Raw genomic sequence first — 18,247 nt, 5'->3', positions numbered from 1 at the left:
GACAAAGATTCAATCAAAAAAAGAGCTCAAAGTAAATACTTTAAGCTCTTGGGTCGTCTTCATTATGTTTTACTGGTACTTCTTCTAGGCTTTCGGTTTGCAATAATTGATAGCTAAAAAAGATGAAAGCCGCTAACATTCCACTAAGACCGGTAACGGATAATAAAGATAGAACAGTTGCTAACATATAGCTTTCCTTCTTTCTATTGGTTTCTAATTAAAGTATAACAAATTTAAGCTTGTTTTTACGTGACTTAATTGGAGTTTTTTTACGTAGAAAGTGTGAAGATATGGTAAAATTTTACTAGCAGGTGATAAAATGGAATATAACCATATTCAACTGGCCTATTTTCTACAAAGGAAAAACCGTTTTGTGGCTAGTTGTCGTTTAAAAGAAACCAACGAAATTGTCGATGTTCATGTAAAAAACACTGGGCGTGGTAAAGAAGTACTGGTGCCTGAAGCCTTAGTTGCTTTAAACTTCTTACCAAGCGCAAAACGAAAAACAGCTTATGATTTAATTGCAGTAAAAAAACAAGATCACTGGTATAATATAGATAGCAGTGCCCCCAATGAAGTCGTATTTAAAGCACTACTTGAGCAAACGATCGACTTGCCAGGCTTAAATGGAATAATTACCTTCGTTAAAAGAGAAGTGGTTTATGGGCAATCACGGATTGATTTTTATTTTGAGACAGATAAAGCAGAAAAAGGGTACGTAGAAGTAAAAGGGATGACATTAGAAAATGAGCGAATTGGCGCGTTTCCAGATGCGCCGACTGCACGTGGTTTAAAGCATGTTCGTGAATTAATCCAAGCTCAAAAAGAGGGCGCGAATTGCTATGTGGTTTTTGTGGCCCAGTTTTCTGATATCGACGTGGCAACCATTCACGAAGCGATGCAACCCGAATTAAAAAATACTGCTCGTACTGCTATAGAAAGTGGCGTTCGTTTTCTTTGTTATGCTTGTCAGGTAAGTGCTACGCAACTTGAAATTGTAAAAGAAGTTCCATTTGATTTAGATGCTCCGTTTAACGATCCACTTAAATAAAATGAAGAAAGAAGGAATGACGATGATTCATTTAGGCATTATAGGGACTAACTGGATTACCCATCAATTTGTACAGGCAGCTCTTGCAACCGAGGAATACGAACTGTCAGCCGTTTATTCCAGAAAAATAGCAAAAGCCCAAGAATTTGGCGAAAAGTATGCAGGTAGCCGTCAAGATTCAGATGATTTAGCGGAGTTTTTTGCCTTAGAAGAAATGGACACCGTTTATATTGCTTCTCCCAATAGTTTGCACTTTGAACAAGCGCAACAAGCGATTGCAGCCGGGAAAAATGTGATTGTTGAAAAACCAGCATTTTCTACGCCTAAAGAAATGGCAACAATTATTAAACAAGCCAATGAAAATCAAGTTTTCTTTTTTGAAGCAGCACGTAACATCCATGAAGAAAGCTTCAAAAAGATGAAGGAATTTTTACCAACACCTAATCATATTATTGGCGCTAATTTCAGTTATATGAAATATTCTTCTCGTTACGATTTAGTGTTACAAGGTGAAGTTCCCAATATCTTTTCACCGCACTTTTCGGCTGGTTCTCTAGCAGATTTAGGTGTTTATCTTGTTTATGCTGCACTAGGCTGGTTTGGTACTCCTAAAGAAGTGCATCATTTTGCGCAAAAGATTCAAACGGGCGTTGACGGCATGGGCATTATTATTCTTCGCTATGATAATTTTGATGTGACTTTACAGCATGGCAAAATTGGGGAAGCGCACTTACCCTCAGAAATTTATTTTGATGATGGTACGCTTTGGCTTGATGCGGTCAATTCGATCAATCAAGCTCGCTTGTATAAGCATACCGATGATGAAGGACCGCTTGAGATTGAAGTTTCCGCTAAAGAAAATCCAATGATAGAAGAAGCAAGCGATTTTGCTAAAATCATCCAACATCCTAATGATGAAGCCTATGGTGAAAAATATGAAGAATGGGTTGAATTAGCGCGTAATGTAAATAATGTAATATATGAATTAAGAAAACAAGCCGGCGTGGTTTTTGACGCCGATCAGGAATAGAGGAAAAATATGGAAAACCATTTTCTGCCAGAGATTTGGCAGCAGAGAATAAAAACAGAAGGTTTTGAACAAGCAACTTTAATTCAAAAAAAAGTCTTTTCTACTTTGTATCAAGAAAAAAATCTAGTTGGTATCGCTCCTACAGGCACCGGCAAAACACTTGCTTATCTTTTGCCTACCCTTTTAAATGTTGAACCTAAACAAGGCAATCAATTACTTATTGTGACACCTTCGCAAGAATTAGGGGTGCAAGTCGCTAATGTTGCGAGAAACTGGGCATCAGATCTGGGATTACAAGTGCAGTCACTAATCGGTGGTGCTAATAAGAAAAGACAAATTGAAAAACTAAAAACAAAACCAGAAGTATTAGTGGGTACGCCGGGTCGTCTGGTTGAATTAATCAAAGAAAAAAAAGTGAAAGCGGCCCATATACAAACTGTAATTTTGGATGAAGCTGATCAGCTGCTACAAGAAGGAGCGCTCGGTTTTATGCAATCGTTATTAAAAAGTATACCGCAAACCAGTCAGTATGCTTTCTTTTCAGCGACTGGCACAAAAGCGTTACCGGCAATTAAGCAGTTATTCCAAGACGAACTGCCGGTAATTGATGTAACCAAAGAAGAAGATAGTAATCGTCAAGTGGCGCATTATTATTTGGCTTATCCTACCAGAAGAACAGTAGAAGCTTTAAGAAGAATGGGCAATATTACAGACTTTCAAGGATTGGTCTTTTTTAACGAAGTACAAGATTTAGGTAGTGCTGCAGAAAAATTGCAGTATCACCAATTGCCCGTAGCTAGTCTAGCTTCTGACCAACCTAAAATGATGCGAAAGCAAGCGTTAGAGAACTTTCGTCAGAAAAAACTAGTAGAACTGTTGACTACCGATGTAGCTTCTAGAGGACTAGACATTGCGGATTTATTTTATGTGATTAACGCCGAAGTTCCTACTTCTCAGGAAAGCTATCTACACCGCTCTGGTCGGATTGGACGAATGGGTAAGTCAGGAGCTGTAATTACAATTGTGCAGGAAAATACCTTGCCGGAGCTAAAAAAAATCACTAAAAGTTTAGACCTGCCACTACAAGAGATCTATCTATATGAAGGCCATTTAACTACCGAAAACCCTGAAATACAGACAACAAAAACAAAACAAACAACGAAAAATAAGCCGAAGAAGCCCAAAAACACGAAGAAAAAGAAAAAAAATAAAGGCGCCCGCAAGAGCAAGACTTCTTCCGAAAAACGTTAGGACTATGCAGGAGGCGTTTAATGAATTCTAGAAAACAAGAAATTTTGCAATTAGTGGAGAAAAATTCCGCTGGCTTAACTGCCAAACAAATTGCTGCCTTTCTACATATTGATCGCAGCAATGTCAGTCGCTATTTAAATGAATTAGCCAAAAAGGGCAACATTCAAAAATCAGCAGGTCGTCCTGTAATCTATCGTCCTGCTTCAGGCGAATCGACTGAACTTACACCATCAGCAGAAGTCAGTTTTGATCACTTAGTAGGTGCAGATGCTTCCTTAAAGGTTAGCATCCAACAAGCTAAAGCGGCTATGTTATATCCGCCGATGGGGTTACATACCATTATTTTTGGTGAAACGGGTACTGGAAAAACTATGTTTGCAGAATGTATGTATCAATTTGCGATACAAGCCAAAGCACTAGCAAAAGATGCGCCCTTTATTTCGTTTAACTGTGCGGACTATGCTCAAAACCCGCAGTTACTATTCGGGCATATCTTTGGTGTGAAAAAAGGCGCTTATACCGGAGCTGATACCAGTACAACGGGTCTTTTGGCAGAAGCAGATGGCGGAATTTTATTTTTAGATGAAATTCATCGTCTACCACCTGAGGGACAAGAAATGCTGTTTAGTTTTATCGATAAAGGTGTGTACCGTCCTTTAGGTGAAAGCAGCCAAGCGTATGAAGCCTCCGTTCAGATTATAGGAGCGACTACCGAGCCAGCAGATACTTTTTTAGGCACATTTAATCGTAGAATTCCCATGTCGATTACTTTGCCTAACTTAGCTACACGTTCCTTAGACGAACGGTATGAAATTATTGAGCTTTTTATCAAACAAGAAGCTAATCGCTTAAATCAACCTATTAAAGTTGAAAAAGACGCAATTTTAGCTTTTATGTTATATGATGCCCAAGCCAATATTGGTCAAATCAAACGAGATGTAAAGCTGGTATGTGCCAAGTCTTTTTTACATTATCATACGCGTGAACAAAATAGCCTCTTGATTCGTAAAAAAGATTGTCCACTCCATGTTCAAAAAGGCATGCTTAAAATGAAAGAAATGGCAGAGCGTTTTGATCATTTTCTTGAAGGAAAGGGTGATTATTTAATTTTTGAACCCCAAGGTACAGAAGTCGAATGGTCACAAGACTCAGATAGTAACATGGAAGTTTATCAAGAGATCGAAGATAAATTGTCTTCTTTAAATCAAGTAGGTGTGAATAATACTGATTTAGAAAAAGTAATCACTAAAGATGTTGACGCTTATTTTGCAAGCTATGTCGAAGAATTGACCCAAACCTCAACCCAAAGAGGGATGATTGCTGCGGATATTTGGAATTTGACTAATCGCTTATATGATATCGCCGAACAAAGATTAGACCGTATGTATAATGAAAAGGCACGCTTTGCTTTTGCCTTGCATTTACAGCTTACGTTAGATCGAATTCGTAAAGGAACGGAGATCATTCATCCTGATTTGAACCGCATAAGAAAGAAACTGAAAACTGAATTTCAAGTGGCGCTTGATTTGTCAACGTTGATTGAAGAAGAATTACAAGTAGAAATTCCTTTTGATGAAATCGGGTTTATTAGTATGTTTCTTTCCATTCAATTAGGCCAAGAAGAACAATTGCCACAAAATAAAGTAGGTATTATTGTACTAATGCATGGGAATTCAACCGCTTCTAGCATTTTATCTGCTGCCCAAGAACTACTAGGTTCATCCAATGGCGTAGCGATGGATATGCCGTTAGACATGGTAGTTAATCAAATGTATCAAGAATTGTTAAGTTACGTTTTAGACAACCAATCTATGTTTCTTAACGGGTTACTACTACTGACAGATATGGGATCGCTAAACTCGTTTGCAACACTGCTTCATGAAGAAACTGGGATTCGTACCAAGGCAATCTCGATGACTAGCACGATGATTGTGATTGAAGCTTTGCGGATGTCAGAAGCAGGTCGTAGTTTAGAAGATATCTATCAAAACATTCAAACCTCTTTTGAGACAATTGTCCGAGAACAATTCCAAGCAGACCACGAAGTAAAAGACAACAAAAAAGCGATCGTTGTTACTTGTTTTACCGGCGAGGGTGTAGCTGCCAAGTTATATGAGCGTATCTCCCCGTTGGTTGATCAATCAAAAGTTGAAATTATTCAAATGCAATTTATTGAAAAAGCAACCTTTAAAAAACATATCGACGGTCTTTTGGAAGAATATGAAATTAAAGCGATTGCCGGTACTGTAGAGGTTGAATATCAAAATATTCCGTTCTTTTCCGCCTATGATATATTTGATGATCAGAAACTAAAAGTGCTAAAAAGCATTGTGAAAGATGAAATACCCGCTGAAACCATCGTCAATTCATTAGATGGCACTATTACGCATGTCGGATCATTATCAATTTTAGTGGAAACCTTGAAGTCGCTTGTTCAACAAGTACAGTCACAGCTGCATATTATCTTAGAACCTAGTGTGGAAGCTGGTTTAGTCATCCATCTCGCCTTTTTAGTGGAAGCTTTGCGGACGACTGGACTCGAAAGGCAATTTCCTGATTTAACTGCTTTTCAAAAGAAATACCGCTTAGAAACCGACATTTTAAAAACTTCCTTCATCTCGATTGAGAAAAACTACGCAATTCAAATTCCAGATGACGAAATTGCTTATTTAACCGAAGCTTTTATCAAAAATCAAATAGACACGCCTTTCAAACTTTACACACAAAATTAGTGTGTAAAGTTCAATTTTAGTGTGTATGACCGATTGTATAGACCAAAACCTTATTTTGTTAGGGATTGGTCTTTTTTTATGTTGGCACGTTTATTGCTTAATAATGAAGTGTAAGTATAAAAATTGAGGAGTGGAAAAAATGGCGAAAAAAACAATTATGTTAGTTTGCTCGGCTGGTATGAGTACTAGCTTGTTAGTAACAAAAATGCAAAAAGCAGCGGAAAATAAGGGAATGGACGCAGAAATCTTTGCTTGTTCATCTTCTGAAGCAGATCAAAATTTAGAATCCAAACCAGTAGATGTGCTATTATTAGGTCCGCAAGTACGTTTTATGAAAGGCGACTTTGAAAAACGTTTAGCACCTAAAGGCATTCCGCTAGATGTGATTAACATGTCTGACTACGGGATGATGAACGGCGAAAATGTCTTGCAACAAGCGGAAAGCTTGATGGGATAAGAAATAGGAGGAATCATTTGTATGGATGAACAAGAAAACCTAGAAGCAGTGATGGGTTTAATTATGTATGGTGGTAACGCCAAAAGCGATGCGATGGAAGCTATTGCAGCGGCTAAAAAAGGCGATTTTGAATTAGCCGATCAAAAATTAAAAGATGCTGATGAGTCATTAAACCAAGCCCATCATTCACAAACAGGAATGCTGACTGAAGAAGCACAGGGCAAACATATGGATATTACTTTACTTGCAGTGCATTCACAAGACCATTTGATGACCGCTATTGCCTTTAAAGATTTAGCAACAGAAATTATTGATCTATATCGTCGTTTGGACGAAAAATAAAATGTAGGTTAGGTAACAGGAGGAAGAAATGGATACATTTGTGCGTTTTATGGAAGGAAAGTTTGTGCCAATTGCTTCAAAAATTGGTTCACAACGACATCTGGTTGCGATTCGTGATTCATTTATGGTGACGATGCCACTGTTGATTCTGGGTGGTTTAGCAACGATGATTAATAATTTGCCCGTTCCTGGATTTCAAGAATTAATGAATTCAATTTTTGCTAATGAATCTTGGAAAGGCGTTGGCGATTCAGTTTGGGAAGGCACCTTTGCTGTATTGTCCGTAATGATTGCTTATTTAGTAGCTAGTAACTTAGCTAAAGATTACGGGAAAGATCCAGTTGCTACTGGGATCGTTTCACTAGCTTCATTCTTTACTATAGGTGGGGCAACTGGGATGTCTACCACTAATTGGCAATGATAAGTTAGTCATTAAAATGCCGGATGGTGTACCACCGGCAGTAGCAAAATCTTTTGCAGCTTTATTGCCTGCGATGATTGTAATTACTCTTTTTGGTCTAGTATCTGCAATTTTTGCTGCTTTTGGCGTTGAAGACATTATTAATTCATTTTACGAAGCCGTTCAACAACCATTTATGGGTATGGCTAGTACCTACTGGTCGGCGTTATTAATTGCCTTTATTACACCGTTTTTGTGGTTCTTTGGTTTACATGGAGCAAATATGATCGATCCATTTATGCAAACGATCAACGCACCAGCTATTGAAGCTAATGCAAACGCAATTACTAATGGCGACATTGCTCCTTATATCGTTAATAAACCTTTTATTGATAGTTTTGTTAACTTAGGAGGAACAGGAGCGACTTTAGGTCTAATTATTGCGATTTATTTAGTAGGAAGAAAGCACAAAGCGTATAGAGTGGTTAATAACCTAAGCGTGGGACCTGGTATTTTTAATATCAATGAACCAATGTTGTTTGGTCTACCAATTGTATTAAACCCCATTATGTTTATTCCATTTATTATTGTTCCTATGGTTTTGGTTAGCGTGGCTTATTTTTCTACAAGTTTAGGAATAGTTCCAGTAGCTACTTTCATGCCACCATGGGTAACTCCGCCTGTTATCGGAGGATTTCTAGCAACTCAAAGCTTTGCCGGCGCGGTTTTAGCTGCGGTAAACTTAATTTTATCTGTTGTTATTTACGTTCCATTTGTTAAACTTGGTGTAGATCAAGAATTAAAAAAAGTTGCAGAATAATAACATAATAAACTAAGATAGGCGTATACTACCGTTTATCTTAGCTTTTTTTAAATAATTATACAATGAGGTGAACCAGTGACAATTAAAAAATTATATGACGAAAATTTTGCAGCAAGTTACCAATTGGCGCAATATGCTTTTCGTTTTACGGATGACCAGCAACATCAAGACGGACTACGGACTTTATTTAAACATTCGACAGTCTATGGGGCTTTTTTTGACCAGCAACTAGCAAGCCAAATTATTGCAACCCCGTTAAAAGTTCAATTATTCAATCAAATATTTGATATGGCTGGTATTGGCTTTGTTTCTTCGGATCCGTCGTTTCGTGGACAAGGAAACATCGATCAATTGATGCAACAAATGCTAGTCGATTGCTATGAAAATGGCATCTTACTTTCTTATCTTGATCCGTTCTCCTATCCTTTTTATCGAAGATATGGGTATGAATTAACGTTCGAACGAATTTGTTATGATGTAAAAAGTTCAGAATGGCCAGATAGTCCAAAATCAGATGGATATGTACGCAGATTGACTTGGGAAAAAGCAAAAGATGCTATCAAACAAATTGACCAACGATCGGATCAACACAAGCATGGCGGTGTATTACGTGAAGATTGGTGGTATGAATATAAATTTTCTATCTCACATACTTATTATTTTGCAATTTATTATAACGAGCAAGATCAAGCAGAAGGCTATTTGATTTATCAAATTGAGAACGGAAAATTTAACTGTACACGCTGGTTGAATCTGACCGGAGCTGCTTATAAAGGACTAAATCGGTATATTGCTTCGCATAAAGATTCAACAGATCGGATTGTTTATGAAAAAGGTTATGACAAAAACGAAGGATTTTTCTTGCAAGACAAACCAATAACACAAGCGACGATTCGCCCTGAAATGATGGCACGAATTGTTGATATAGAAGCTTTTCTGCGAAAATGTTCTTTAAAAAACTTAAAAGAGTCTTTTGCCATTACCATTGAGAAGGACAAATATGCGCCTTGGAATGAGGGAACTTTTGAGCTCATTAAAGCTGAGGCTGAGCAGCCAGAAATTCGTAAAGTAACTGCTACTCAGCTTCCTGAATTAAAAATTAGCGTTCAACGTTTTGCACAACTATTTTTAGGATATTGTTCTATAAATGAATTGGTTTTCCATGAGTTAGTGCAAGTTGATGAAAAAATTGTGGACACTATTAAGCAACTAACACCACAACAAGTTCCTATATTAGAAGATTATTTTTAATTCGCACGCTATTTTATCGCTGAAATTGTCTTGCTCTTTTGCAGACTAAGCGATAGAATAGAGTGTAGCTTTTTTATTGTCCCTGTAGCTCAGTAGGATAGAGCAACTGCCTCCTAAGCAGTAGGTCGGAGGTTCGAATCCTCTCAGGGACGTTTAAGTCAGGCGAGAAACGTTTATTTAAAGGCGTTTCTCGCCTGACTTGTGCCAAAAATGTGCCAAATGCTTTTTATTTTTTATAATTGAGTGAATTTCATAATTCCGAGCTCTTGTGCCTCAAGGGATTTGACACACAAAAAAGGCAGTACCTCCCCCAATCCTGTATAATGGTAGTTGACAATAACAACCAAAAAAAGACTGGAGGCGTACTCCCTATGACCATTATACGACAACAAAGCTTATTTGGCATCCAAGAATTATACGAGATGGCACCTACCCAACGTTATGAATCGATGATTACAGCGATAGATTTGGATGCGATCTACCATGAAATAAACAAAAAGTCACGACTTGGTGCACCAGTAGATTTGAATTATTCAGCGATGATTATTTCTTTCTTCGTACGAATTGTTGAGCGTATCCCAACGATTAAAGACCTCGTTAAGCGCCTGAATGATGACTTTGTTTTTAAATTGAATTGTGGGTTTCTTGTGTCTGATAACACCCCGTCTGAAGCTGCCTATTCTCGACTCGTGACAAAACTGAGTGAATCTAACGTTTTAGAGAATGAGCGGGAAAAAGTAGTTCTTCAAGCGATTGCGGAAGGCTTTATCATGGATGATACCGCCGCAATTGACGCAACCCATTTTGAAGCACGTGATCAAGCCCCACCAAAAGAAGAAAAACCAAAAGCCGAGCCGAAAAAACGTGGGCGTAAACCTAAGGAAGAGCGTGAACAATGGCTTATCGAACAGGCAGAGAAAGAAGCGAATCTTCCAATTTTCGAAAAGAAAATAGAAGCACAGTTAGATATGCCTTTAAGTAAACTCCGGGCTGAAGTTCCTCAGGACCCAAAATGGGGTGTAAAAAAGAACAGTGAAGGCAAAAATGTCTATTGGTATGGCTACAAAGGACACCTAGCCGTTGGTACATCCAGCCAGTATATTTTACAGTCTCTTTTTTCATCTGGTAATCTGAATGACGGAAAAGCGGCAATCCCATTATTAAAAGGCATGGATGAACGCCTATTCTTACCTTCATTGAACTACCAAACAATGGACGCTGGTTATGACTATGACCCAATTTACGAACAAGTTCATCGAATAAGGAACCAATCTGTCATTGCTTACAATCAGAAAAATGAAGGGGAGCCTATTGGCTTCGATAAACACTTTGCCCCCACCTGTTTCAGGGAGCATTCTTATCGTTATGATAGTTTCGATGCCAAATACGAAACGTTGAAATACACCCGTCCAAAAGAATGTAATGATTGTCCTTTAGCTAACGAAGGGATCTGCCAAAAGGTTTATAAAGTAAAAATTACTACAGACCTCAGGAGATATACAGCACCCGCTCGTGGATCAAAGGCATGGAAAAACATATCCAAACGTCGCTCAGCAGTAGAACGCGTTAATGCTTATTTAAAAGAATATTTTCAGCTCAACAATGTACGTTATCGAACGGGAAAACGCGCAAAAGTTCACTTTGACATCGTAACCCTTATTTATAATGCATCAAAATTAGCAAGTGATCGTATTCGTTTACTGTTAAGTCAGCAACAAGCTGCTTAGGTGGAAACTGGATCTGATCGTATTGAAGAACCAACTATTGGTCGTATTTAATCAACATTACCTTGAAGCCCTTTTAAAAAAACGAAAATAAAGGGTCTAGTTTGGTGTTGCTTTTACAAGTTGTTTTTCACATGAATTTTCAGAAAATAGAGTTTTAAGAATTTTGCAGATCTGTGTATTTTTAAAAAGAGCAATTATGAAATTGATTCAATTATCATCCATAATTGATTTAATTTTTTCATCCTCACGTTCTTTTAATTCTTTAATTGCATGCGAGTAAGTCGACATTGTCACGTTTAAAGATTTGTGACCTAAATGTTTGGATACTGCTAAAATGTCTGTACCTTTATAAATCATGACGCTAGCATGGGTGTGTCTTAGACCATGCAATGTTATCTCTGGAGTAATATCCAATTGGTTTTGTAACTTTTTAATTTTTTTAAAGCGGCGTTATGAGAGATAAGCCCGTCTCCTGCATTGTAAAAAAATTGTTTTGAATTTTTTACGTTTAGCTTTCTAAATAAGGCTTCCTGTCTTTTTTTAAAAACTTTCATAATTTCGAGGGTTACGTCATCTAAAATTAATTCATCTGTTAACTAACTACTAAAGCCTTCGCTTAATCGCGGCGGCTTTTTTACATATGTATTTTTTTGTGACGTTTTGTTAGTATTACTATGAGGTGAAGAAATGAAACGGTTTGCTGGATTAATGATCCTATTATTATTTATTTTTTCAGGATGTACTTCAAAGGATTGGTTTGATAATGAAGATACATATTTAATTGCTCATCGAGGAGCCCATATCGGTGCACCAGAGAATACTATCGAATCGATATCACAGGCGGCAAATTTAGGTTATGATGGTGTGGAGATTGATGTACGAGAAAGTAAGGACGGAACGAACTTTTTAATGCACAATAAAAAGTTAGATAAAACAACTAATGGAAAAGGAAAGTTAGAGAACCACACGAACAAATACCTTAAAAATTTAAAAATAAATACGTCTGAATATCCAAAGTATAAGAATAAAGAATTAAAAATTCCTACCTTTAAAGAAGCTGTAAAACAAATAAGTCAAGAAAATTTAATTGTAAATGTTGATGGCTCAAAAGGAGATTGGGAAGATAATAAATTTATTGAATCTATCGTGGATACATTGAAGAAGTATGACGTTTACGAACGTTCTTTTTTTGTATTAAGTGATAAAAATATTCGTGACGAATTTGTAGAAAGTTACCCCGATGCTACTGTGTCTTGGCTATATGACCCTAAAGATAGTATTGATGAAGAGATACAACAAGTTAAAGATTATGAGTGTGCGCTACTATCTATTACAGACGACATCGCTACCGAATCAATGCTCAATAAATTAAACGAAACTGAGATAGTTTATCAAGTTTATAACGTTAATAATGATGAGCGATTTAAGGAATTGGAATCTTCCGATGTGCCAATTGTCGAAACTGATGAAATTAATCCGGACGATCTTTAATAAACTAGTCCTGTTCTTAAGTGAGCAGTTTTTTTATGATTAGGCTTTTTTGAAATCTATTTGATTATTTTTGTTGATTTTTATCAAATAAAATGTAATAATATGTTCATTAAAAAGGGAATAGGAGAGAGTAAAATGTCAGCAGTTAAAGGTATAAATTTTTTACCTCCAATCGTTACTACCAATGAGGCTTTACAATTATATCAGAAAGTAGCTGAAATAAAATCTTTGATTGGGAAGTTAAATGCAGAATTGGAACATTCTGTAGTAAACTCGCAGTTAATACAGATGTTAACTTTGAGTGAATCTGTACAATCAACTAGAATAGAAGGAACTCAAGTTACCTTTGCTGACATGATTGAAGAAGCTACAAAAAAGAATAAGAGCGACGAAGTTACTGAAGTAGAGAATTATATGAATGCTCTATCAGAGGGAATTGAATTAATCCATGGGGGTAACCCAATTTCTACAAGGTTGATTCAAAATTTGCATAAAATTTTGATGGGAAAAAACACTAGAGGTACAATCGCTAATGCAGGAGAATATAGGAAAATTCAAAATTTTATAGGTCCTACTAATAGAATAGAGGACGCTAGTTATATACCAATAGGGGCAAATGAAATTAGTTCATATATGACAAACTTAGAATACTTTATTAATTCTATGGCGCATCCGTCATTTCAGAAGAATCCAAATTCTGACTCAGTTTTATTAGATGAAAATTCTGATATTTTGATTAAAACTGCAATCATGCATGCTCAATTTGAATCTATCCATCCTTTTTTAGATGGTAATGGGCGTATGGGTAGGATACTTATTGTTTTGAATACTATGCAAGATGGTTTGATTAATAAACCAGTTTTTTTTGTAAGTGACGAACTTGAGAAAGAAAGAATACGATATTATAATCTTTTGAATGGGATTAGAGGGAGTTCACCAGACTGGTTTTCTTGGATCAATTTTTTTCTAGATGCTTGCAACAGAATGGCTAAAAGTATGTTGGATAAGTTGGATGGGATAACTAGTTTAGCTTCCCTAGGTCTTCAAAAGATAAGCAAGGATTCTTCAATAATCAATCATGTCTGGCTTACTACATTTAGAAAACCATTCGTTACGGTTAAAGAAATTTCTGACCATTTAGACGTATCAGTTTCAACATCAAGAAAGGCACTTAACCAATTAGTAGATTTAGATTTAATTGACGTAGATAAGTCAAAGAAAAAAAATAAGTTGTATGTTAACTATGATTTACTAAGATTGCTGTAAAGCCCCGTCACTCCGACAGGGCTTTTTTTCGTTCTTCTATTAATTGTTCTAGTTCTTCAATGTCTTCTAGTGTAGCCTTGCTATTAATAAAGGACTTAGCTGTTCTTTTAGAAGTCATGTAGTTACGATGTTTTTTCTTCTCTTCATCCTCATTTATCCTTTTGCGATACTCACGATTTGCACGCAACTGCGCTTCAGAAGTTTTATTTTCTGTCATTTAAACCAACCTTTCTTGTCTGTTAATAGCAGAATCAGCATTCCTAATAATACTATGATATCTAACCATTTAGGCTGTTTATCTAATATAACTAACACTAAAGATACAATCACTAAAATCAACATTCCAATGTCTAAGTGTAAAATTTATTGAGGTCAACCCTAGACGAATAAAAAAGAAACCGTTACTCTAGTTATTGGGCTGTGACAGGCACTAATAACAGAGGCGGTTTCTTATGGAGTCTATTATAACAGATTTAGTTAAAGTAATGAAGGAGGAAACCTTTGAATTTACCCAAAATCTGAAGGGCCTATCCAATAAAAGAAAAACCGCACCGTTATCCCCAGTGGAAAACTGGGCAACGGTGCGGTTTTTCTTTATCCACAAGGCCAATCTGTGGACACAAAAAGCCTTCCGCTATGGTATTATTAAGTTGCACCAAAACAAACCATAAACAACGAAAGGCTAGGTGTATTATACCATGAATCCGACCGATATTTATCAAGTAAAACGAGATTTTTTTCAATTTTCCCAGAAACTCGCGCAAGGATTGGCCAAACCGGATCAAAAATTTATATTCGATATGGTTTTTGGCATAGTCAAAAGCCGGTCCCCGCTCCTATCTGATATCGCACGCGCTTTAGAAGAGGATACGCGCCTTCTTTATACCGTGAAACGTTTGTCCAATCGCGGGGCAGATTTTGACGATTTTCAGGGGCTTCACCAGAATTATTTACAATCCATTCAATCTCATTTGCAGGAAGATATGCTGGTCATCGTCGATAACTCCGATATCACGAAGCCTTTCGGCGAACAATTTGAAGCGCTCGCTCGTGTTCATGATGGATCGCGTGATGGCATAGAAAAAGGGTATATGTCAGCCAATATCGCCATTGCCTCCCCCAGGACGAAACATCCAATCCCGATTTATTCCCATTTGTTTTCGGCTGCGGAAGAATATTTTGACAGTACGAATGTGGAAACCTATAAAGGATTAAACCTGGTGAAGCATTTATTTCAAGAAAAACCCTATACGCTCGTTATGGATCGTGGGTACGATAGTAACGATATGTTCACATTTATGCACAAGCAAGACGCTTCCTTTATCGTTCGGCTCCAAGATAAGCGCTACCTAAAGTATCAGAATAAACGGATCAAGGTGCCTAACTTAGCGTTAAGAAGAAAAGGGAAAATCGCGTTTTCTTCGACCATTAAAGGCAAAAACTATGCGTTGAAAGTCTCTCATATTCCCGTAGAACTTCCCTGTTTACCGAAAGTTCCCTTAAATATGGTGGTCGTCTACGGCTACGGTCAAAAACCCATGAAATTATTGACCAATCACCCCATTAAGAACAAAGAAGACGTCCTAACGATCGTCAAAGCTTATATAACGCGTTGGCGGATTGAAGAAAATTTTCGGGTCCAAAAACAAGAATACCACTTAGAGAAAGTACGTACGCTCCACCTCAATAGCTTACGCTTGATCCATTGTTTCGTGAGTTATTTGATCGGGCATCATAGCCTATTATTAGAAAAAGAAACGTGCTATGTCAAACAAGTGCTTCATCGTGCCAAAGCCACGTTCTCGGACCAAAAGATCCGCTTGAAGCTGTACCGCTTCATTCGAGGGCTGGCCGAGATCCTTCGATTTGATTCGACGGGGATTCAAGCCTATAAAAGGGTGAAAAAACGGCCCAGGGCTCATCAACTCGCGCTCGCTGTGTGAAGCGATAATTGAATATTTTTAAAAAACGCACATTATTTTGTGCGTGCTATTTGTGTGTCTTATTTTCGTAAAAGTAGCACCTAAATCTCACTAAAAAGAAAAAACCAATAAAATAACAGGGTTCGCACGGTCCTTTACGTAAAATGGGTAAATTCAAAGGAAACCTCCTTTTTAAGACGAGAAAAGGCGATGATGCACTTCTTTTCCCAACTGATCATTTTCTTAGCACAAGAGGCCTTTCGCCAGTTAGATGATGAGCTTTTTATCGAAGCCAAAGCGCAAGGCTATCAAAGTGATCGAAAAAGCTCCCGGACGGTGACCTTTCTTTTTGGCACCGTGACCTTCCATCGAAGACGAATGAAAAACGCGGCAGGCGATATTTATTACCCGCTCGATAAGTTTTTAGGGATTCGTAAAGGAAGCCGTTATAGTTCATTGGTGCTGCGAAACGTCGCTGAGTTAGGTTCGATGATGGTCTATCGCCATGTCGCCAAAGCCATTGATTGTTTAACGTCGTGGAGTATGAGCCATCAAAATGTCCAGCAGTTAGTTGTTCAAACCGGAACACTTATTCAAGCAAGAAGCACGCGTGAAGAACGTTATGACGGGGTTGTAGAGAAGAAAAAAGTGCCATTTCTTTATCTGGAAGGGGACGGTGTGCAAATTCATGGACAGAAAAAACAATCCCTCGAAATTCATCGTTTTCAAGTGTGTGAAGGAAAGCAAAAAGATGGCCAACGCTCGACGTTGATCCACCCGTATTTTATCAGTGATCTGAATCGACAAAAAGCCCAACGAGAAATGATGCATTATCTCCAGGCGAATTACGATTTGACAGATACGGTTGTGGTTTCCAACAGTGATGGGGGTTCAGGTTATGAAAAAGCGGTCTTTGACGAATTGGCGCTCGGTTGTTTACGACATGAGCACTTCCGCGATCGCTATCACGTGCAGCGAAAAATCAAAGAGCGTTTGTATTTCGCCCCGCAACTTCAACCGAAAATGCAGGAAGTCCTTTTAAAGGAAAGATCAAGAAAGTTGTGGCGAGTTGACCAATTGAAAGGAAAACAGTATTTGTTAGTGGTTAGTCCTGACAAACCAGATTTACATTTATTTGAAAAGTATGGTGTAGCGGGGAGCGCTCGTAGTAAGGACTATGATAGCTTTCTGCATTCGCTGACCGATGATATGCGAGTGCGGTTTAAAATTGTTTTAAACCCAGTTATTTCTAAGAAACAAGATGGGAAACAACGGGGAAGAGTAGTGCCATACTTGTCAGAGGAAGATCAACTTACTTTTTTGCTAGAACGCTCAGAAAAAAATGGATTTTTATTAAATACAGAAGATTTTTTTATTACAGAACGCAGCTTTGAGGTTTTAAAAAAAAACCGGCAAAAGAACCTTCGATTGAGTAAAGTTACCTATGAAGGTGTATTGACAATTAAAGATGCTACCATTTTTAGAAAGACATTGACGGCAGGCTTTGGTAAGAAAAAAGCATATGGCTTTGGCATGATGACAGTTATTCCAGGAGTTTAGAGTATGAAAAAACATAGTGGAGCTAAAAAAACTGAGCTTAATGAATTACCAAGAATTGGTGATAGAGTAACCTTTATCTATATTGAACACGCGAAAATTAATCGTCAAGATAGTGCAATTACAGTTGCTAGTAGTAAAGGAATTGTTCGTATTCCGGCTTCAATGGTTGGAGTTTTACTGCTGGGTCCAGGTACAGATATAAGTCATCGAGCAATTGAACTTATTGGAGATATAGGAACAAGTATGGTTTGGGTGGGGGAACGCGGAGTTAGACATTACGCCCATGGACGTGCTCTTGCACATTCCAGCCGTTTATTAGAAAAACAGGCCAGACTCGTGTCGAATAAGCGTTCAAGGTTGTCAGTAGCCCGTAAAATGTATCAAATGCGTTTCCTGGTGAAGATGTATCAAATTTAACTATGCAGCAGTTAAGAGGAAGAGAAGGAGCCAGAGTGCGGAATGTTTATCGTACTCAGTCTAAAATTCACGATGTGGAATGGACGAAAAGAGAATACAATACTGATGATTTTGAATCTGGCACTCCTATTAACAAAGCTTTGTCAGCTGCTCATGTTTCTTTATACGGGCTTGTTTATAGTATTATAGTTGCTTTAGGCATGTCAGCAGGCTTAGGTTTTGTACACACTGGACATGATTTAGCATTTGTTTATGATATAGCAGATCTCTATAAAGCGGATTTAACGATACCAATTGCATTTGAGATAGCAGGCGAAAGTTTGCCAGATGAGGATATCGGACGAAAAACTCGATTAAGAGTGCGTGACGCTTTCGTAGACGGAAAAATTATGAAAAGGATTGTTAAGGATTTGCAGTATCTTATGGATGTGGAAGCAGATGAAGAGATGTTTATCGATGTTATTAATCTATGGGATGATAAAGACAGGTTAGTTAAACATGGGGTTAACTACAAAGAGGTGCCATAA

The 18,247-nt window shown here is 37.6% G+C and carries 15 protein-coding genes, 1 tRNA gene and 3 pseudogenes; 16 read left to right on the top strand and 3 right to left on the bottom strand.

Annotation, left to right across the window (positions count from 1 at the left end; translation table 11 throughout):
• Positions 1 to 40: 40 nt before the first annotated feature.
• Positions 41 to 187 carry a hypothetical protein gene (locus C7K43_RS13185; RefSeq protein ID WP_157977728.1) on the bottom strand — a complete coding sequence of 49 codons (147 nt, stop codon included), beginning with the start codon at positions 185 to 187 and terminating at the stop codon, positions 41 to 43.
• 132 nt (positions 188 to 319) lie between these two features.
• On the opposite strand from C7K43_RS13185, the gene sfsA reads away from it, so the two are divergent.
• The 10 genes and pseudogenes from sfsA to C7K43_RS04730 all read left to right on the top strand — a co-directional run bounded on the left by sfsA (position 320) and on the right by C7K43_RS04730 (position 11,064).
• A complete protein-coding gene (gene sfsA, locus C7K43_RS04775; RefSeq protein ID WP_124005815.1) occupies positions 320 to 1,051 on the top strand; it encodes a DNA/RNA nuclease SfsA in 732 nt (243 codons plus the stop codon).
• Positions 1,052 to 1,073: 22 nt separating this feature from the next.
• Positions 1,074 to 2,081, top strand: a complete 1,008-nt coding sequence (locus tag C7K43_RS04770; RefSeq protein WP_124005814.1) for a Gfo/Idh/MocA family protein — start codon at positions 1,074 to 1,076, stop codon at positions 2,079 to 2,081.
• A 9-nt stretch (positions 2,082 to 2,090) separates the two neighbouring features.
• Positions 2,091 to 3,332: a DEAD/DEAH box helicase gene (locus tag C7K43_RS04765; protein ID WP_124005813.1), complete on the top strand. Its 1,242-nt coding sequence runs from the start codon at positions 2,091 to 2,093 to the stop codon at positions 3,330 to 3,332.
• A gap of 20 nt (positions 3,333 to 3,352) precedes the next feature.
• Positions 3,353 to 6,064 carry a sigma-54-dependent transcriptional regulator gene (locus C7K43_RS04760; RefSeq protein ID WP_124005812.1) on the top strand — a complete coding sequence of 904 codons (2,712 nt, stop codon included), beginning with the start codon at positions 3,353 to 3,355 and terminating at the stop codon, positions 6,062 to 6,064.
• Positions 6,065 to 6,203: 139 nt separating this feature from the next.
• Positions 6,204 to 6,521 carry a PTS sugar transporter subunit IIB gene (locus C7K43_RS04755; RefSeq protein ID WP_124005811.1) on the top strand — a complete coding sequence of 106 codons (318 nt, stop codon included), beginning with the start codon at positions 6,204 to 6,206 and terminating at the stop codon, positions 6,519 to 6,521.
• A gap of 21 nt (positions 6,522 to 6,542) precedes the next feature.
• Positions 6,543 to 6,863 (top strand): PTS lactose/cellobiose transporter subunit IIA, encoded by a 321-nt coding sequence (locus tag C7K43_RS04750; RefSeq protein WP_124005810.1) that lies wholly within the window; start codon positions 6,543 to 6,545, stop codon positions 6,861 to 6,863.
• Positions 6,864 to 6,891: 28 nt separating this feature from the next.
• Positions 6,892 to 8,083: pseudogene (locus C7K43_RS04745) on the top strand (PTS sugar transporter subunit IIC).
• A 78-nt stretch (positions 8,084 to 8,161) separates the two neighbouring features.
• Complete coding sequence (locus C7K43_RS04740) at positions 8,162 to 9,337, top strand: GNAT family N-acetyltransferase (protein ID WP_124005809.1); 1,176 nt, start codon at positions 8,162 to 8,164, stop codon at positions 9,335 to 9,337.
• 78 nt (positions 9,338 to 9,415) lie between these two features.
• Positions 9,416 to 9,489: transfer RNA gene (locus C7K43_RS04735), tRNA-Arg, on the top strand.
• Between the two features lie 219 nt (positions 9,490 to 9,708).
• On the top strand, positions 9,709 to 11,064 hold the full coding sequence (locus C7K43_RS04730; protein WP_124005808.1) for a transposase: 1,356 nt from the start codon (positions 9,709 to 9,711) through the stop codon (positions 11,062 to 11,064).
• 207 nt (positions 11,065 to 11,271) lie between these two features.
• On the opposite strand, the gene C7K43_RS04725 is transcribed toward C7K43_RS04730, so the two are convergent.
• Positions 11,272 to 11,478 carry a tyrosine-type recombinase/integrase gene (locus C7K43_RS04725; protein WP_264371084.1) on the bottom strand — a complete coding sequence of 69 codons (207 nt, stop codon included), beginning with the start codon at positions 11,476 to 11,478 and terminating at the stop codon, positions 11,272 to 11,274.
• Positions 11,479 to 11,751: 273 nt separating this feature from the next.
• Between C7K43_RS04725 and C7K43_RS04720 the strand changes: the two genes are divergently transcribed.
• Both C7K43_RS04720 and C7K43_RS04715 read left to right on the top strand, forming a co-directional pair.
• Positions 11,752 to 12,555 carry a glycerophosphodiester phosphodiesterase family protein gene (locus C7K43_RS04720; RefSeq protein WP_124005807.1) on the top strand — a complete coding sequence of 268 codons (804 nt, stop codon included), beginning with the start codon at positions 11,752 to 11,754 and terminating at the stop codon, positions 12,553 to 12,555.
• Positions 12,556 to 12,690: 135 nt separating this feature from the next.
• A complete protein-coding gene (locus C7K43_RS04715; RefSeq protein ID WP_124005806.1) occupies positions 12,691 to 13,821 on the top strand; it encodes a Fic family protein in 1,131 nt (376 codons plus the stop codon).
• A 7-nt stretch (positions 13,822 to 13,828) separates the two neighbouring features.
• On the opposite strand, the gene C7K43_RS04710 is transcribed toward C7K43_RS04715, so the two are convergent.
• Positions 13,829 to 14,038 (bottom strand): hypothetical protein, encoded by a 210-nt coding sequence (locus C7K43_RS04710; protein ID WP_124005805.1) that lies wholly within the window; start codon positions 14,036 to 14,038, stop codon positions 13,829 to 13,831.
• 235 nt (positions 14,039 to 14,273) lie between these two features.
• Between C7K43_RS04710 and C7K43_RS04705 the strand changes: the two genes are divergently transcribed.
• The 4 genes and pseudogenes from C7K43_RS04705 (at position 14,274) to cas1e (ending at position 18,247) form a co-directional block, all read left to right on the top strand.
• Positions 14,274 to 14,492, top strand: a complete 219-nt coding sequence (locus tag C7K43_RS04705; RefSeq protein WP_124005804.1) for a hypothetical protein — start codon at positions 14,274 to 14,276, stop codon at positions 14,490 to 14,492.
• Positions 14,493 to 14,519: 27 nt separating this feature from the next.
• Positions 14,520 to 15,764, top strand: a complete 1,245-nt coding sequence (locus C7K43_RS04700; RefSeq protein WP_124005803.1) for a transposase — start codon at positions 14,520 to 14,522, stop codon at positions 15,762 to 15,764.
• Between the two features lie 147 nt (positions 15,765 to 15,911).
• Positions 15,912 to 17,303: pseudogene (locus tag C7K43_RS04695) on the top strand (ISLre2 family transposase); the annotation flags it as partial.
• Positions 17,304 to 17,306: 3 nt separating this feature from the next.
• A pseudogene (gene cas1e / locus C7K43_RS04690) lies at positions 17,307 to 18,247 on the top strand (type I-E CRISPR-associated endonuclease Cas1e).

This window comes from Tetragenococcus koreensis, assembly GCF_003795145.1.
In the GTDB taxonomy this organism is placed as follows: Bacteria; Bacillota; Bacilli; order Lactobacillales; family Enterococcaceae; genus Tetragenococcus; species Tetragenococcus koreensis.
Note: the sequence above shows the minus strand (reverse complement) of the source record. Positions and strands in the feature narration are given on the sequence as shown.

Coding starts and splice junctions, on each gene's coding strand:
- sfsA (WP_124005815.1), top strand. CDS start 320: ATGGAATATAACCATATTCAACTGGCCTATTTTCTACAAAGGAAAAAC.
- C7K43_RS04710 (WP_124005805.1), bottom strand. CDS start 14,038: ATGACAGAAAATAAAACTTCTGAAGCGCAGTTGCGTGCAAATCGTGAG.
- C7K43_RS04715 (WP_124005806.1), top strand. CDS start 12,691: ATGTCAGCAGTTAAAGGTATAAATTTTTTACCTCCAATCGTTACTACC.
- C7K43_RS04705 (WP_124005804.1), top strand. CDS start 14,274: ATGGAGTCTATTATAACAGATTTAGTTAAAGTAATGAAGGAGGAAACC.
- C7K43_RS04760 (WP_124005812.1), top strand. CDS start 3,353: ATGAATTCTAGAAAACAAGAAATTTTGCAATTAGTGGAGAAAAATTCC.
- C7K43_RS04720 (WP_124005807.1), top strand. CDS start 11,752: ATGAAACGGTTTGCTGGATTAATGATCCTATTATTATTTATTTTTTCA.
- C7K43_RS04730 (WP_124005808.1), top strand. CDS start 9,709: ATGACCATTATACGACAACAAAGCTTATTTGGCATCCAAGAATTATAC.
- C7K43_RS04770 (WP_124005814.1), top strand. CDS start 1,074: ATGATTCATTTAGGCATTATAGGGACTAACTGGATTACCCATCAATTT.
- C7K43_RS13185 (WP_157977728.1), bottom strand. CDS start 187: ATGTTAGCAACTGTTCTATCTTTATTATCCGTTACCGGTCTTAGTGGA.
- C7K43_RS04750 (WP_124005810.1), top strand. CDS start 6,543: ATGGATGAACAAGAAAACCTAGAAGCAGTGATGGGTTTAATTATGTAT.
- C7K43_RS04765 (WP_124005813.1), top strand. CDS start 2,091: ATGGAAAACCATTTTCTGCCAGAGATTTGGCAGCAGAGAATAAAAACA.
- C7K43_RS04700 (WP_124005803.1), top strand. CDS start 14,520: ATGAATCCGACCGATATTTATCAAGTAAAACGAGATTTTTTTCAATTT.
- C7K43_RS04755 (WP_124005811.1), top strand. CDS start 6,204: ATGGCGAAAAAAACAATTATGTTAGTTTGCTCGGCTGGTATGAGTACT.